Below are 15,906 nucleotides of genomic sequence, written 5' to 3' on the forward strand. Positions count from 1 at the left end.
TTGAGGTGATACATTTCAATAGTTCTGTAAGTATATAATTTATATCAATTTAATATCTTATCATTTTGCAATGCTGCAAGATCGGATTTAAAATCAACATCGAAACTTGCATCGTCCATTGGAACAGAAATTGTATTTTGCTGCTGTTGTACGAGCAATTCGCGCGCGCCTGTTTGGGTATTCAAGCTGGCTAATTGCGTGAACAGGGACGCAGGAAAAATGGCAGGTACAGCATTTTTGTTGCCATAACGGCTTGCAACGATCCGGTTCTTTTCAAACTGATTAATCAGCGAAAGGTATTGTGTGGTGCCAATTTTCATTTGATCGGCCAACGCAATAAGAATGCCGTCATAGGCCCCGTTACGGCAAATTTCGCCAATCCCCGCAGCAATAGATGTTCCCATACCTGCTGGCCAGTCCGGATTAATCACAATGTTGACGGGATGTTTAATGTGGGGGCGTATTTCATCATGAAAGGCACCTAAAACCACAAACAGGTCTTTGCCAAATAGGGGTTCCAAATGGTCAACAGTATGTTGCAACATTGGCTTGCCGTTCAGTTTTGCCAGTTGTTTACGTCCGCCAAACCGTTTGCTCTCGCCTGCTGCAAGGATCAGTCCTGCCAGTTTCATTATTCGGCGGCCTGTACCATTGCGGCGGCCGGGGCCTGCGCCAAAGCATGAAGGGACTGATGAATACCGGCCAGCATTGATAGTGCAATACTTTCGGGCAATTCACCCCCTAAAGGCAAACCGGCCGGGCTTTGCACCATAAATGGCAAGTCCTGTCGATAAAGGCCCGCTTCGCTTAGAACCTGATCAAACCGGTGGGCCGGGCCCAGGGCTGATACATGACGAACGGCGCTATGTGCCAATACGGCCAGTGCCGTGCCATCAATCGAAATGCTGTGCGACATCAAAATTGCAGCATCAACCCGCGTGCGATTAACATAATCGGCAAGGTCATGGTCAAGATTACGAAAAATCGCCCGGGCATCTGAAAAATGTTCGGTCCGCGCATTGGCTGGTCGCGGGTCCGCCAGGCTAACCTGCCATCCCATTTCCCGGGCAATCCGCATAACGGGCCGTGCATCAAGCCCGCCACCAACCAGCAAAATATGCGGTTCAGGTCGGATCGGGGTTATCAACCAGTCATCATTGCCAACAGGGTTAATGTGGGCGCGATGGCCAATAACGTTTCGATTTTCACTAAAATGGCCGTCTGGCCGGTTGATATTCTGGATATAAAAGCCGCTTTGGCGCTGTTGCAAGGCCTCATAAAGGTCTGCCAGGCCAAGGTCATTTTGCGCGGTTACCGGTTGCAGCATAATATAAACCGTGCCGCCGCAACCAACACCTAGCCGAAACGACAAATCATCTTCGTCATTGCCGTCGTAAACCAGCTTAACGGTCTTTTCGGTTACCATCGCGCGCCGCGCATTGCGGATAATATCCGCTTCCAGGCAACCGCCACTTAACAACCCGAATTGCTGTCCAAGGCCATTGATCATCATCATCGCCCCGGCCTTGCGATAGGCAGATCCTTCAGTTTTATAAACCGTGCCTAAAACCCATTCCGTGCTGGCGCGGTCCTTATGCCATGCTTTAAGCATGGCCGATAACTGGTTGCTCATCAAATGCTCCCGCAAAGGGGGAACCGCCCGAAGGGGCCATTTATCATGGTTTTTCCTTCGGGCAGATCGTTCGTTATACGAATTCGAAACCTGCTTTGGTCATTGGCAGGTCAAAAATACGTTTTCCGGTTTGGGCAAAAATGGCATTCGCCAGTGCCGGGCCGGTTGGCGGAACACCCGGTTCACCGACGCCGGTCGGGGCATTGTTCGATTTCACAATTGCCACTTCAACAGCGGGCATTTCCCCGTTACGCAATAACTCATAATCCGGGAAATTCTGCTGTTCGACTTCCCCGTCGGCCAGCGTAATTTCGTTACGCATAATGGCGGTTAAGGCAAAACCGGCGCCCCCTTCCATTTGTGCCTTGATCACGTCAGGGTTAATCGCCACGCCACATTCAACTGCCATAAACAGTTTGTTCACATGCACGCTGGTGTCATCCGTTACCGTGATATCGGCAACAACGGCGACGCAAGTATTAAACGAAAAATGGCAGGCAAAACCCCGCTTGTCGCCTTTTTTCCAGCCCGACATGTCGCGCACCAGTTTAATGGCATTGATCATGCGGGCCTGATTGGGGCCGTTCGGGTCAAGCATCGCCAGGCGCATCTCAATCGGGTCCTGCCCGGTTTCATCGGCCAGCATGTCCATCAGTGTTTCCATGGCAAAGGCCGTGTGGGTGTTGCCCACCGACCGCCACCATAAAATCGGCACCGGGGTTTGAAAATCGCTTAACCCAATGCCAAAATTTGGCACCGAATAAAGGCTTTCGGTAACCCCCTCCACCGATGTCGGATCGATATCATTTTTGATCATGCCCTGAAAAAGGCTGCCCTTCATGATCGATTTAACCGCCACACGATGGTCCCAGCCGATCACCTTGCCATCCGCATCAAGGGCAATTTTGGCCCGGTGTGCCGCCATTGGCCGATAATAACCGCCGCGCATGTCATCTTCACGGCTCCAGACCAGCTTAACCGGCACCTTACGGCCCGACACGGCAAATGCCAGTGCGGCCTCGGCATTATAATCGGCATCGGGGTTGGCGCGGCGGCCAAACGATCCACCAGCATACAGGGTTTTAATTTCAACCTGTTCAGGTTCCAAACCCAGAATTTTGGCAACGGTAGGCCGGGTCAGGGCCGGCATTTGGCAACCATCATGTACACGCACGCCATTTTCAATTGGCTCAATCGTGCAATTTAAGGCTTCCAACGGTGCATGTGCCAAAAACGGAAACGTAAATTCTGCATCAATTGTTTTGGCGGCTCCGGCCAAAACCGGCGCAACCTCGTCCAGGGTGATTTCGGGGTTGGCGTTAAATTGCGGCTTGTCGAGCAACGCTTTGTGATCTTCGATCAATGTATCGGTATTGCGGGTTTCCGCCTTGGAAAAATCCCACTCTACGTTCAGGGCATCACGCGCCTGAAAAGCAGCCCAGGTGTTTTTGGCAAAGGCAACCACACCTGCCTTGTTGGGTAAAACCTGTGCTGCAACAAAACCGGCCACGTTCTTTGCCGCACTATCGTCAAAACTGGTAACCGTTCCGCCAAATTTCGGGCTTCGCTGGATGGCAGCGTAAACCATACCAGGTAAATTCACATCCATGGCAAATTGTGCCGTGCCGTTGGTCTTGCTGGTGTTATCCTTGCGGTGCAAGGTGGCATCGCCAATCAGACGAAACTGGTCAGGGGTTTTTACGGTGGGCTTTTCAACCGGTGTCAGGGTGCTGGCAATCGCAACAAATTCACCAAAATGGCCTGATTTGTCGCCCGATGTCAGAACACTTTTTTCAACACGAATACTGGCCGGGTCAACGCCCCAGCTCCGGGCGGCAGCCCTGATCAGAAGATCACGTGCCGCAGCACCAGCTTCGCGATACTGCATATAGGAATTGGCAATGGATGTTGACCCGCCCGTCCCCTGCATACTGAAAAACAGGTTGGCATATTTGCTGTTATTGGCGGGGGCAAATTCGGTGGTAACCCGGTTCCAGTCGGCATCAAGTTCTTCGGCGACCAGGGTGGTCAGGCCGGTGGTTGTGCCCTGCCCCATTTCAAAATGCTTGATAACGACAGTTAACGTGCCATCGGCATCAATTTTAACGAACGGGTTGAAATCGGTGACTTGCGATGCCTGCGCTGTTGCGGCCAAAACACCCTTTGCATTCAGACCGACCAGCAAGGCACCAGCCGTTGCTGCCGACCCGGCCAAAAACCCGCGACGTGAAACATTAATGTTCATGGCTTAGGCCTCCAGCTTTTGCGATGCAAGTTTAACGGCTTCGTTGATGCGAACATAAGTGACACAGCGGCAGGCATTGCCGTGCATGTAATCCTTTATTTCGTCATCACTCGGCTTGGGGTTTTCGCTCAACAACCCAATGGCCGACATAATTTGGCCGGACTGGCACCAGCCACATTGCACCACATCCTTTTCGCGCCATGCGGCTTGCACAGCCTGTGCCACCTTGTCCTGCGCCCCTTCGATGGTGGTAATCTCGCTGTCGGCCAAATCTTCGATAAATGTCTGGCAAGACCGGGTTGGCGTGCCATCGACATGCACGGTGCAGGCACCGCAATAGGCAACACCACAACCAAACTTGGTGCCGGTCATTTCAAGGCCGTCACGCAAAACCCATAACAGGGGGGTGCCGGGTTCCGCGTCAACGGTCCGGGTTTCTCCGTTTATTTTAAGCTGATACTGCACTGCTCTCTCCATCAATGCCGAAATATGCAGGGTTCCGTTGCCGGAAAACCAAATCCCAACCCGGAAATCCGGCGGGGTGTCCTTAATTATCGTTGCGTTTTTTTGTTCTTGCGGGCGCTTGCGGGGCACCTGTCTGGTAAATTGTGGTTTGTAAACCTGCCAAACCCGGCAACGGGCGGCTGTTTGCCAAAAACCATGTTGCCAGGTCGTGCCGCCCAAACAATGCTACGATGTCTTTCATCCTGCCCCTCGATGAAAACCGGCAACGCATTCGGGCATGCCATGCTGGGATTACACAAATTCTAACAAAGATTTCAAAGTTGAGATTGCCAGATTCAAGCTAGATCTTGCCTAATCCAACGAACTATCGGAAAACCACGTTGAAACATTTGTAAAACATACGACATCGCCGTATGGCGTAGACAGGTGCAACTCCCGGAAACGAAGAAACCTCCATGTCCGAGCCGTTATTTCAACATCACAATGACCTGAAAGATCTGGTATCTCGCATTGCCCAAACCAACGGCAGCTTTGATATATCCGTGCCGGGCTTGCGCATTTTTCGTTGTGATCGGCAAACTGCACCACAACCCTGCATGTATGGCCTTGGCCTTGCCATCGCTGTCCAGGGCAGCAAGCGTGTCGCCCTTGGCGACGAAATATTTGAATACGGCCCTGGTCAGTCACTGGTAACGGCAGTTGATCTGCCTGTTGTTACCCATATTACCTGCGCCAGTACCGATGCGCCTTTTATGGCGTTATATCTTCAGCTTGACGCGCGGATGCTGACCGAAATTGCCACCAACCTTGATTTTTCCGATGAACCTGCTGAATCCTGCCGCCGGGCAATGCATGTTGTTCCTCTGGAAAGCGGCCTGTTGCGTTCGATGAAGCGGTTAATGGACCTGAAAGAAGAACCGGAACTCGTTACGCGGCTCGCCCCGCTGGTCACACAGGAAATCGTCATCCGCCTGTTTAGTGGCAACCATGGGCCCATGCTGCGTCATCTTGTATCGGTTGGAAGCCCCAGTCGGCAGATTTTACGGGTTATGGCTACCCTTAAACAGAACTTTTGCGAACGCCACAGCATGGAAGATTTGGCCGCAATGGCCCATATGAGCCCGTCAACCTTTCGTCAGCACTTTCGCGCTGTCTCCGGAATGAGCCCGCTTCAGTACCTAAAACAGCTTCGCCTTCAGGAAGCCCGGCACTTAATGATCACTGGTGGCCTGGACGCCGGAAGTGCTGCCCTTCAGGTCGGGTATGAAAGTGCGTCTCAGTTCAGTCGTGAATATAGCCGCCTGTTTGGTTTACCGCCGCAAAAAGATGTCAAACGTTTGCGTGATTATGCTTAATCTCGATATTCCGATTTTTACGTTACTCGTTCCAGGGCTGTCGTATCCTGTTTGTCAAATTTGGCCGTATCTTTATATTTTTTGACCTTCACGCACGAGCCGGCCTTTCTTCCCGGTGATATATCACATGCCATCCAATCATATGTTCAAACAAGGTTGGTAGTTTTGTGAAAACATCAGCACGGAGGCCGTGATGCGCATTGATATGTCCCAAATGCCCCTCGTCTTTGCCCGTACCAAACAATTTTCAACCGAAACTTTTGAAACGCAGTTTCAGCAGGTCCTTGATCGTGGGGAAAAGTTCGTTCTAATTTCGGACCACGCAGTCAATGATCATGACACTGAAACCCCCGAAGAACGCAAGCAGCGTACATTGTTTATGAAAAGCACCAGGGACCAGATGCGGGCGTTATGTATCGCCATGATTATGGTTGAAGGGGACAAGCCGATACCCGCAGCAATCCGCTTAACGGCAAATACCGCAAGTAAAGCCTTTGGTTTTAAAATTGCTTTTGCTCACTCAGAACAGGATGCAATTTTTCTGGCGCAGAAGATGATTGCGGGGACTGTAATGTAAAGGAGTATTCCGACAAACGCCGGTTATGAGCCAGTTTGAAATTTTACGGGAAGCCGTTACAATGGTATTTTCATCAATTTCGGGCAGCGACCAGATTGACAATATTGCGCGCCCGGTTTTTTCACTGTTTACCGAAACCACTTTTATCGGCGAAATTGAACCTCATGCCCACAACAAGGCACAATTCCTATACGTGATTAGCGGTGTTCTGACCGTAGAGGCCGTTGGGGGCATTTGGACTATTCCACCTCAATGTGGATTATGGATACCAGGTGGGGTTTTGCATGCCGGTCGTATTTCAGGGCATATCAATATTGGCAATTTGTATATTGACCCGACATTAACAACCCAACTGCCAAAGAATTGCGGGATCATTTTTGTGGCCCCTCTGCTACGCGAGCTTCTTTTGCGCTTTGATCGTTCGTCTGTCTTTCAAATGCAGGAGAAAGCCCGCGAAGCACGGTTGCTCTCGGTATTACTTGATGAACTTGCAGCTGCGCCGCTCGAACCTATCCATCTGCCAATGCCAACAGATCGGCGTTTGCGGCGCTTGACAGATGCAATGATCAACACTCCGCAGTTACGCTTTACCGTTAATGAATGGGGCGTCCGGGTTGGTGCCAGCTCGCGCACCCTTAGCCGTCTTTTTAAACGTGAAACAGGCCTGTCTTTCATGCGCTGGCGTCAGCAACTTCATATTGGTCTTGCCCTGCAGCGCCTCGCGACAGGTGCCTCGGTCACGACCATTGCAGGGGATCTTGGCTATGAAAGTACCAGCGCGTTTATTGCTATGTTTCGTCGTTTGCTTGGCACCACCCCGGCACGTTATTTTGATACTGCGTCAATTGCCGATGACACCGGAAGTTCTGATTTGGAAAATCGCCATATTGCGCCTTCAACACAGGACGCAGCAAAGTCAACCGTCATATCTCTCAAGAAAAAACGAATATCCTGATCATCGCGCACAAGGGACGCTTTCTGACAATTGAAAGAATACCGCTAATTCAATCGCTGGCCGTTTTCCTTGTCAAACACATGAACATGTTTTTCCTGAATACCAAGATATAAGCTTGAACCAAGCGGAGCGTTAAAACGATCATTCAGGGCTACAGTCATTAAAACCTTACCTGTTTGACCATAAAGATGAGTTTCAGCGCCGGTTGGTTCAATCAGGTCCAGATCAAACGGAATGGAACCTTCTGTTGCATCCGCTACAATTTTTAAATGTTCTGGCCGTACGCCAACAATCACGTTGCTTCCCGACTGACCCGATATTTCTCCGGCAACACGTATAACAGCTGTTTCTGTCCTGATAAAAATGCCGTCCGCATTTCGCTCAAGAACACCATCAAGTAAATTCATGGAAGGCGAGCCGATGAAGGTTGCCACAAAGACATTGGCTGGCCGGTCATAAACCTCCAGCGGGGCACCAATCTGTTCGATCTTTCCGTGGTTCATAATGACAATGCGGTCTGACATCGTCATGGCTTCCATCTGGTCGTGCGTCACATAGATGGATGTCGTGCCAAGACGGCGTTGCAAAGCCTTGATTTCCACCCGCATTTGAACCCGCAATTTGGCGTCAAGGTTTGACAGGGGTTCGTCAAACAAAAACACTTGCGGCCGACGCACAATCGCCCGCCCCATCGCGACACGCTGGCGCTGTCCGCCCGAAAGGGCCTTTGGCAATCGATCCAGATAAGGGCTCAGGTTAAGAAGTTCGGCCACATCCTCGACAGCAGGGCGAATTTCGGCTTTGGGGACATTTCGTAACCGAAGGCTGAAACCCATATTTTCGGCCACGGTCAAATGCGGATAAAGGGCATAGTTTTGAAATACCATGGCCATATCACGGTCCTTGGGGGCCACGTCATTAATGACGCGGCCATCCACGGCAATGGTACCGTCGGTAATTTCCTCAAGGCCGGCAATCATGCGCAATAAGGTGGATTTTCCACATCCGGACTCACCAATCAGCGAGACAAACTCGCCGTCATTAACGGTTAAATCCAGCCCGTGGAGAACCTCCACATTGCCATAGTTTTTTTTCAATTGTGAAATGGTTAGATTGGCCATTGAAGAACTCCGAACAGGGGAACCTGCTCAATACAGGTTCCCGGACCAGAAAGGCTTAGGAAAGAACAACCACCTTGGACAGGTGACGCGGAGCGGTCGTATCGAGTTTTTTGAATTCGGCAATTCGTTCGCCAAATATCTGCAACGCAGGCAGCACCTCGACAATCCGGGCCAACCCGGTTTCATCCAATGGAATGGAAATATCCCCTGGCCCGCCAAGCCCGATAACCTTGCCGCCCTTATCCTGAATTTCCTGCGCCAGCATGGCCTCTTCGCTTGCGGTATCGTCGCTGTATAATAAAACCACCAACGATTTTTCGTCGATCAGGCTGATCGGGCCGTGACGATATTCCATCGGATGAAAGGTTTGCGCATAGCTCAGGCTCATTTCCTGAAGTTTTAACGCGCCTTCGGATGCAATGCCGTAAAGCGGGCCTGCACCCAGATAAACGAAATGTTCGCGGCCGGTGATAAAGCCCGTGTCAATCGCACTTAGCTGCGCTAGCGGTTTTTGCGCTTTTTCAGCGATGGACGGCGAAATTTCAGTACCCGCCAGCCGCAAACCGGCAATCAGCATCAGGGATGCCGACGATGTCATGACAACACCTTCATCGCCATGTGTCGGCAGGTAAACCGTTTCGTCAGCGGCCGCAACAATCGAACTGTCCTTTTCGCAGGTCAGCGCAATGGTGCGAATACCGTGTTTTTTGCTATAATCAACGGCCTGCACTGTTTCGGTTGATTCGCCACTGCGTGACAACGCAACAACGCAAATATCATCCCGTTTTGCCAGATAGGCACCCGCCCGACGCGCCCATTCGCCGCCCGGCACTGCCAGTGCATTTCGACCACACAAATTAAAGGCCGATGCAATCGCCTGTGCAAGATAATAGGACGTCCCACAACCAACAACGACGGTAATAGCTTCGTTAATTGTCGGTAAACCTGCTGTTGTTGCGCCCTCCCAATAGGCGAACTGTTCTACAATGACACGCTCGGTCACATTCATTTTAACATCCTTTTTGTACAGGCTAAGGGTCGCTACTTGGTTGCGCCGGCCATCAGGCCGCTGACCAGAAAGCGATTGAGGAAAAGCACCACCAGAACAGGCGGTATGATTGCGATGATCCCGGCGGCATTAATCAGGCCGTAATCGACATAATTGCGACTGACAAATTCCGGGATTAAAACGGTTAGTGGCTTGGTTGTTAAGGTCGGCGAAAACACCAGTGGCACTAAAAATTGCCCCCACGCATTGAGAAAGGTGATAATCGCCGCCGCAATCAGGCCGGGGGCCGCCAGCGGCATAATGATCCGTACCAGCGTATAAACACGCCCTGCCCCGTCCATCCACGCCGCTTCTTCAAGCGATAACGGCATGGACTGGTAAACACTGCGCATCAGCCACAAGGCCAGCGGCAAAAATGCCGACACATAAATCAGTGTTACGCCCACATAGGTATCAACCAGATGCAATGCGATCATAAGGCGATAAAGTGGGATCATCACGGTATAGGCCGGGATGGCAAGGGTACCGACAACAACGAAAAATAACACATTGCGGCCCGGAAATTTCATTCGGGCAAAGGCATAGGCGGCAAAGGCGGCAATTGCCACAGTAATAAAGGTGGCTGCGACCGATGTGATAACGCTGTTTATAATGGCGCGGGAAAACTGCGGCCAGACGGATGCCACCTTGTTACCTTGCGACATGCTGGTACTGCCAAACAGTTTGGCATAATGTTCCAGCGTCATGTCTGCGGGCCAGAAATGCGGCTCGGCCGAAATCAGATCGGTCGGTGATGTGAAACTTGTTGCCAGTGACCAGTAAATCGGGCCAACAGACCAGACAAGCAGCACCAGAACCGCGATGATTGTTCCGATTTTACCGCCAGCGAGTGCAAAATTACGGTGTGTCATCAATCAAATCTCGTTTCACGGTAAACTTTTAGAACGTAAAACAGCGACACCAGTAACGATGCAAGCATCGCCAGAAGCGACAGTGCCATGCCGAGCGAAAATTTGAGGTTCTGGAATGCGTCCAGATAGACTTGGATAATGACAGTTCGGGTATCGAGACTGGCGCGATTAAGGATCCAGGCTTCGTCAAACAGATTAAAAGCAAAAACGGTTGACTGGCTGAGCGCAATTGCCAACCCGCCCGAAATCAGCGGTAAAGTAATCAGGCGAAAACATTTGAACGAACTGGCCCCGTCAAGCCGGGCGGCCTGATACAGGTCTTTGGGAATACTTTGTAACGCAGCCAGAAGAATAATCGCAGTTAGCGGCATCATCCGCCAAACATGGACCAGGGTTACCAGGAACAGCATCACGTATCGGTCATTGAAAAACAGGGACGGTCCCGTCATCAAACCGGTCGAATGCAAAACCCCCGTCAACAGTCCATAGCTCGGATTATAAATCCACATCCATACTACGGCATTCACAACCGGCGGCAGGCACCATGGTAACACCACAGCAGCAAGCAACCAGCGACGACCGATTTTCACCTTGTTAAGCAACAGGGCCGTTGCCAGGCCCCCGGCCGTTTCCAGCACCACGGCCAGCACTACATAATAAAATGTATTGCGCCAGGACTGGTTGACCGTCGTATTGCTAAACAGATCGATATAGTTTTTGAAACCGACAAAAGGTGTCCCTGCCCGCATGGGGCTGACATTGTAAACGCTGTCAATCATTGTCGACAGCAATGGCAGCAACACCAGCCCCCCCATGATCACAACCATGGGGATGACAAAGGCAATGCCCAGCGAGGCCTCGCCGCCAAAGCGGCGAGTTTTTTCACGTGTTAGTGCGGAAGCCATTCCTGGTGATCCTCTGCGTTCCGTTATTGCTGGGACGCTGATTGGGCGGCATCCGCAATCTGCTGAAGGGCATCCTCGACGCTCACCTGCCCTTTGGCAGCCTGATTAATGGCAGCAGAAACAGCCGACGAAAATTCGGGATACCAACCCGGGGTGCCATCGGCAAACAGCGGTTCAACACTGGCTGCCTGTTCCAGCAAAACCTTGCCGTTTGTCAGTTTGCCTTCTTCTTCAAGCTGCTTGAGGACACTCAGGCGCGGCGGCAGATTACCAAGTGAGTTGTAGCTGTTAATCTGGGTCTCGGGCTTCAGCATCCATTTGATAAAGGCTTTGGCCGCGTCTGCATTTTCCGCCGAAACCGGAATACCAATGGCTTCAGGAAGGCCGATGGTCCGGGTTGTTCCCGTGGTTGAGGGCATTAATGCAGCCGAAACATCATCAGCCACCTGGGATTTTGAAGGATCGCCATAAACCGACAGGTTCCCGGCCCAGCCGGCAACATCAAAGGTTACCTTGCCGCTTTTAAACAGTTCCTGAACATCAACATCCTTAAGCCCGGTCGCAGAAGGATCAATCAATCCGTCTTTCAGCGCCTGAACTTCAAAATTCAGGGCTTTGTACCCACCCGAATTCGGGTCGAGAAACAAAGGATTGAAATCCTTGTCAAACAGGTCGCCACCAAATGCCTTGGTCAACAGGTACCAGGTGGTTGATGTACCCTCGGTTGCCGACAGCGGCAGGCCAATCGGATAATCCACTATTTTGGCGGCCTTGATCGCTTTTGCAGCTTCAAGCAGTTCGTCGGGCGTTTTTGGTGGCTGCGCCACCCCGGCTTTTTCAAGCTGTGCCTTGTTGTAAATCAGCACGCGAAAATCGTTGTTGTAAGGAAGGGCAAGCAGCTTGCCGTTGTAATTAAAGATTTTTGATGTCGGCACATCTTTAACGACGTCTTCGGAAAAATCGTCATTCAGGGGGCTGTACCACCCTGCTGCACCAAATTGGCCAACCCAGGACCAGTCAACTTCCGTGGCACTGGCGGGGGCCGTATTGGCGATCATGGATGTGACGATTTTGGTATGAATTTCGTCCCAGCCAAGTGTCTGGCTTTCAAGTGCAACACCGGTTTCAGCAGTGAACTGGTCTGTCATCTCCTTGGGAAAAGTTCCCCAGGGCGGCAACAGAACCGACAGGTGCTGTCCGTCCAGTGGTTTGGCATCATCTGCTAGCGCAGCGCCCGAAACCCCGACCTGCAACATGGCTGTTGCCGCGAGTGCTGCCATAAATGTCCGTCTTTTCATGATATTTGCCTCCTTATTATATTGATTGAAAAGCTGTATTCAGGGACACGGATAAACCTTCGATGAAGGCATGGTCGGTGTTCCAGCCCGCCAGCTGTGCCGCACGCAGCAAGCCACCCCCGATTGGTGGCAAGGCGGGGCGCTGTGGCTCCGACCCGATACGGTCGCGAACACCGTTCAAAACATAGGAATTATCAAATACGCCACCGGCATAGCTCCATGGCACTTGCGAGCCGGTGTTTAGTAACTTTTGTGCCGCGTTTACATGTTCAGCCAAACAATCGCAGGCACGATCGAGAATGGCCTGTGCATCTTTGTTTCCCGTATCGGCCAGTTTCCCGGTTATGCGGGCAATGGCCGCAATAGAAGACCTTTTATTTTCAAGCGCATATACCCAGTCAATCAGATCATCGGGGGCAATGCCCATTTCCAACAGCAGGGCAGTGGCGAAGTCGCTTGTGGGGCTGCGGCCATCAATACCGCGTCCCGTCAAGGCAAGGCTTTCCCGGCCAATCCAGTAAGCACTACCTTCATCCCCAAAGCTGTCTCCCCACCCGCCGATGCGAAAATGCGGATCGTTTGTGCCGTTTGTACTGGCCCACGCCATAGACCCGGTTCCTGCCAGCACAAGGACACCTCCGGTGCCCGCAAACGCACCGTCAAAGGCGATCCTGACATCGTTTTGAACCAGCACCGGGCACGGTATGCACTGGCTGGCCGCGGTGTTTTGTTCCCGTGACAGGGCTTTAAGCTCATCGTGAAACGGCAGGCCAATAACGGCTTCGCATAATCCCGCCTGCCCTATGGCCGGTGCGACAATTTGTTTTAGCAACCCCTGCCAGTTCACACCCGATGTCGGGTCAAGGCTTGGCCCGGATCTAAGCATCGTAACAGTGCCCTGCGGGTTCGCCAGTGCCATAAGGGTTTTGGTTCCACCAGCATCAAGGGCAAGGACGAACGCCATGTTATTCCGCATCCTTGATCGCGACGGCACTAACAGGGGCGCCAATGTCGCTTAGGCGGGTTTGCCATTCATCGGAAATGGCTTCGTCGGTAATAACATGCAAATCCTTGCTGATCGGGGCAACACGATAGGTCAGGCGATGTCCGAATTTCGATGAATCAACTAGCAAGGCCTTTTGCGAAGAACGCGCAATCATAAGTTCGTTTACGCGGGCTTCATGGTCATCAAGGCTATAAATACAGCCGTCATCAGCAATGGCCCCGGCACCTAAAAACAGCTGATCAAACCATAATCGTTCCAGTGTCTGCTCGGCAATTGGACCCACCATGGATGCATTTTCAGGGCGCAGTTGCCCACCAATCAGGGTGACGCGAATATCGCTCACATCCATCAGGACTTGTGCAACCGTTACGCAATTGGTGAAAACCGAAATCGGCATCGGGTCCAGGCGCAACCTGCGCGCAATTTGCAAAACCGTCGTTCCGGCATCCAGAAACACACTGCTTTTGGGAATCAGAAGCTCATAGGCCGCGTCGGCAATGGCGCGTTTTTCCGCAAGGCTTGACCGTTCACGTTGCTCAAAACCAACCTCGATCCCGACAGCATCTGCAATGCGTGCGCCGCCGTGGGTTCTTACAATTGCGCCCTGCGCCTCAAGCGCCAAAAGATCGCGCCGTACCGTTGCCAGTGATGCACCAACTTCATCGGCAATCGCCTGAATATGGCTAAACCCGTGATTGTAAAGATACTGCCGAATGGCTGATAGCCGGTCGCCCTTCATCTAAATCCTGCCTCCCGTTTTCACTTTATGACACCTACATTCCGATCAAATAAAATCATTGTCAAGCATTTTTATGATCGAATATAATCACTGAACGTCAGATAAACGACGTTTTTTGATCGAACCAACTGAAAGAGAGCAAGATGACGTATAATCCGTTTGTGGAAATGCTGCGATCACGGGCTGGTGGTGAAATTACGGGGATCCCTTCAATCTGCTCTTCGCATCCCTTGGTCATCGAGGCCGCCTTGCTGGAAGGCAAAGCCAACAAAACACCGGTCCTGATTGAAGCAACGTGCAATCAGGTTAATCAGGATGGCGGTTATACCGGTATGACACCGCAGGATTTTCGCCAATATGTCGAACAGATTGCAGCAAAGGTTGGTTTTGATCTGCACCAGCTTTTTCTGGGCGGAGATCATCTTGGCCCTAACCCCTGGAAAGATCTGCCCGCCAACGACGCGATGGCAAAGGCTGAGATCCTGATTTCCCGGTATGTTGACGCCGGATTTGTCAAAATCCATCTTGATGCATCAATGCCGTGCGCAGATGACGCAACCCCGCTTTCCGATACAACAATTGCGGCGCGTTCCGCCCGTTTGGCAGCGGTGGCCGAAAGCGCCGTTTCAGGGCAAAAGCCGGTATATATCATTGGTACCGAAGTGCCGATCCCCGGTGGCGCAATGGAGGCCATCGACACCCTCGAAGTGACATCGCCTGCGGCCGCGATGGCCACTTACGAAGCCCATCGTCAGGCCTTTGCCAAACTCGGCCTGGATGACGCATTTTCGCGTGTAATTGGCCTGGTGGTGCAGCCCGGTGTCGAATTTGGGAACGAAAATGTTGTCTATTATGACCCGGCCGCTGCAACCGAACTTAGCGCCACGCTCACACAAATTCCCGGCATTGTATTTGAGGCCCATTCAACCGATTACCAACCATTAAGCGCGCTGTCCTCTCTGGTAAAAGACGGCTTCGCCATCCTGAAAGTCGGCCCGGGTGTTACATTTGCCATGCGCGAAGCATTTTATGGCCTGGATCACATTGCCTGTTTTCTCGAACAACTCCCAACGTCGGAATCGCTGCCGCACAAACTTGAACAATTAATGCTGGCGAAGCCAAAACATTGGGAAAAATACTATCACGGCGATGAAACAGCACAGCGCCTGCAACGTCATTTTTCCTATAGCGACCGTATTCGTTATTACTGGCCAACAGACGACGCGACCGCTGCAGTCGAAAACCTGCTTGACCGTCTTTCGAAATATGAATTGCCCGAACCGCTTGTCAGTCAGTATTTGCCAACCGTCTACCCGCTGTTTGCCGCGGCAAAACAAAAACCGGATGCCCGGGATTTGATTATCGAAATGGTTCGTTCTGTCATTCGTACATACGAAATTGCATGCCGACGCATTGAACCGTGAAGATATGGAATTTAGTTCAATTCGGGCGGACAGATGAGCGCACTCAGTAAGCCTGTCCCCGCCGAATGCTTATAAAAATCAGAAAGCTAACTATCCGCGCGTTAAACATACGGCGGGTGGTTTGCTTTCTACTGACTATTCCTTGTCGTGATATTTGCTTTCGCGCGGGAGTTTCGATTTTCTGCCTGTTTGTTTCTTTCGGGCAACCAATGCTGCATCATGCTTTATTGGCATGTACATTCGTCATGGTGCTTAACCCGTGA

15 protein-coding genes are annotated in these 15,906 nt (G+C 51.6%); 4 read left to right on the plus strand and 11 right to left on the minus strand.

Annotated elements, in window-relative coordinates; all coding sequences use genetic code 11:
• Positions 1-44 precede the first annotated feature (44 nt).
• The 4 genes from THS27_RS09790 to THS27_RS09805 form a co-directional block, all read right to left on the minus strand.
• Positions 45-632, minus strand: coding sequence for an NTP transferase domain-containing protein (locus THS27_RS09790; protein ID WP_085590297.1), 588 nt, complete (start codon positions 630-632; stop codon positions 45-47).
• On the minus strand, positions 632-1,633 hold the full coding sequence (locus THS27_RS09795) for an XdhC family protein (protein ID WP_085590299.1): 1,002 nt from the start codon (positions 1,631-1,633) through the stop codon (positions 632-634). The genes THS27_RS09790 and THS27_RS09795 overlap by 1 nt, the downstream gene beginning before the upstream one ends.
• A gap of 73 nt (positions 1,634-1,706) precedes the next feature.
• A complete protein-coding gene (locus tag THS27_RS09800) occupies positions 1,707-3,878 on the minus strand; it encodes a xanthine dehydrogenase family protein molybdopterin-binding subunit (protein WP_085590301.1) in 2,172 nt (723 codons plus the stop codon).
• A gap of 3 nt (positions 3,879-3,881) precedes the next feature.
• Positions 3,882-4,343, minus strand: coding sequence for a (2Fe-2S)-binding protein (locus tag THS27_RS09805; protein WP_085590442.1), 462 nt, complete (start codon positions 4,341-4,343; stop codon positions 3,882-3,884).
• A 455-nt stretch (positions 4,344-4,798) separates the two neighbouring features.
• Here THS27_RS09805 and THS27_RS09810 point away from each other — a divergent pair, with 455 nt between their 5' ends.
• The 3 genes from THS27_RS09810 (at position 4,799) to THS27_RS09820 (ending at position 7,230) form a co-directional block, all read left to right on the plus strand.
• Positions 4,799-5,698: an AraC family transcriptional regulator gene (locus THS27_RS09810; protein ID WP_085590303.1), complete on the plus strand. Its 900-nt coding sequence runs from the start codon at positions 4,799-4,801 to the stop codon at positions 5,696-5,698.
• 193 nt (positions 5,699-5,891) lie between these two features.
• Complete coding sequence (locus tag THS27_RS09815; RefSeq protein WP_085590305.1) at positions 5,892-6,275, plus strand: hypothetical protein; 384 nt, start codon at positions 5,892-5,894, stop codon at positions 6,273-6,275.
• A 25-nt stretch (positions 6,276-6,300) separates the two neighbouring features.
• Positions 6,301-7,230, plus strand: coding sequence for a helix-turn-helix domain-containing protein (locus THS27_RS09820; protein ID WP_246832914.1), 930 nt, complete (start codon positions 6,301-6,303; stop codon positions 7,228-7,230).
• Positions 7,231-7,274: 44 nt separating this feature from the next.
• On the opposite strand, the gene THS27_RS09825 is transcribed toward THS27_RS09820, so the two are convergent.
• The 7 genes from THS27_RS09825 to THS27_RS09855 are packed head-to-tail and all read right to left on the minus strand — an operon-like array spanning position 7,275 to position 14,219.
• Positions 7,275-8,351 carry an ABC transporter ATP-binding protein gene (locus THS27_RS09825; protein ID WP_085590306.1) on the minus strand — a complete coding sequence of 359 codons (1,077 nt, stop codon included), beginning with the start codon at positions 8,349-8,351 and terminating at the stop codon, positions 7,275-7,277.
• A gap of 55 nt (positions 8,352-8,406) precedes the next feature.
• Positions 8,407-9,360, minus strand: coding sequence for an SIS domain-containing protein (locus THS27_RS09830; protein ID WP_085590308.1), 954 nt, complete (start codon positions 9,358-9,360; stop codon positions 8,407-8,409).
• A 32-nt stretch (positions 9,361-9,392) separates the two neighbouring features.
• Positions 9,393-10,271 (minus strand): carbohydrate ABC transporter permease, encoded by an 879-nt coding sequence (locus tag THS27_RS09835; RefSeq protein ID WP_085590310.1) that lies wholly within the window; start codon positions 10,269-10,271, stop codon positions 9,393-9,395.
• A complete protein-coding gene (locus THS27_RS09840) occupies positions 10,271-11,176 on the minus strand; it encodes a carbohydrate ABC transporter permease (protein ID WP_085590312.1) in 906 nt (301 codons plus the stop codon). Before THS27_RS09840 ends, THS27_RS09835 begins: the two co-directional genes overlap by 1 nt.
• Positions 11,177-11,199: 23 nt before the next feature.
• Positions 11,200-12,474 (minus strand): sugar ABC transporter substrate-binding protein, encoded by a 1,275-nt coding sequence (locus tag THS27_RS09845; RefSeq protein ID WP_085590314.1) that lies wholly within the window; start codon positions 12,472-12,474, stop codon positions 11,200-11,202.
• A 16-nt stretch (positions 12,475-12,490) separates the two neighbouring features.
• A complete protein-coding gene (locus tag THS27_RS09850; protein ID WP_139835537.1) occupies positions 12,491-13,438 on the minus strand; it encodes an N-acetylglucosamine kinase in 948 nt (315 codons plus the stop codon).
• A 1-nt stretch (position 13,439) separates the two neighbouring features.
• Positions 13,440-14,219 carry a DeoR/GlpR family DNA-binding transcription regulator gene (locus THS27_RS09855; RefSeq protein ID WP_085590318.1) on the minus strand — a complete coding sequence of 260 codons (780 nt, stop codon included), beginning with the start codon at positions 14,217-14,219 and terminating at the stop codon, positions 13,440-13,442.
• A gap of 143 nt (positions 14,220-14,362) precedes the next feature.
• Here THS27_RS09855 and THS27_RS09860 point away from each other — a divergent pair, with 143 nt between their 5' ends.
• Positions 14,363-15,643, plus strand: a complete 1,281-nt coding sequence (locus THS27_RS09860) for a D-tagatose-bisphosphate aldolase, class II, non-catalytic subunit (protein ID WP_085590320.1) — start codon at positions 14,363-14,365, stop codon at positions 15,641-15,643.
• The last annotated feature ends 263 nt before the right edge of the window (positions 15,644-15,906 follow it).

Origin of the sequence: Thalassospira sp. MCCC 1A01428 (assembly GCF_002115825.1) — a bacterium.
Classification (GTDB): Bacteria; Pseudomonadota; Alphaproteobacteria; order Rhodospirillales; family Thalassospiraceae; genus Thalassospira.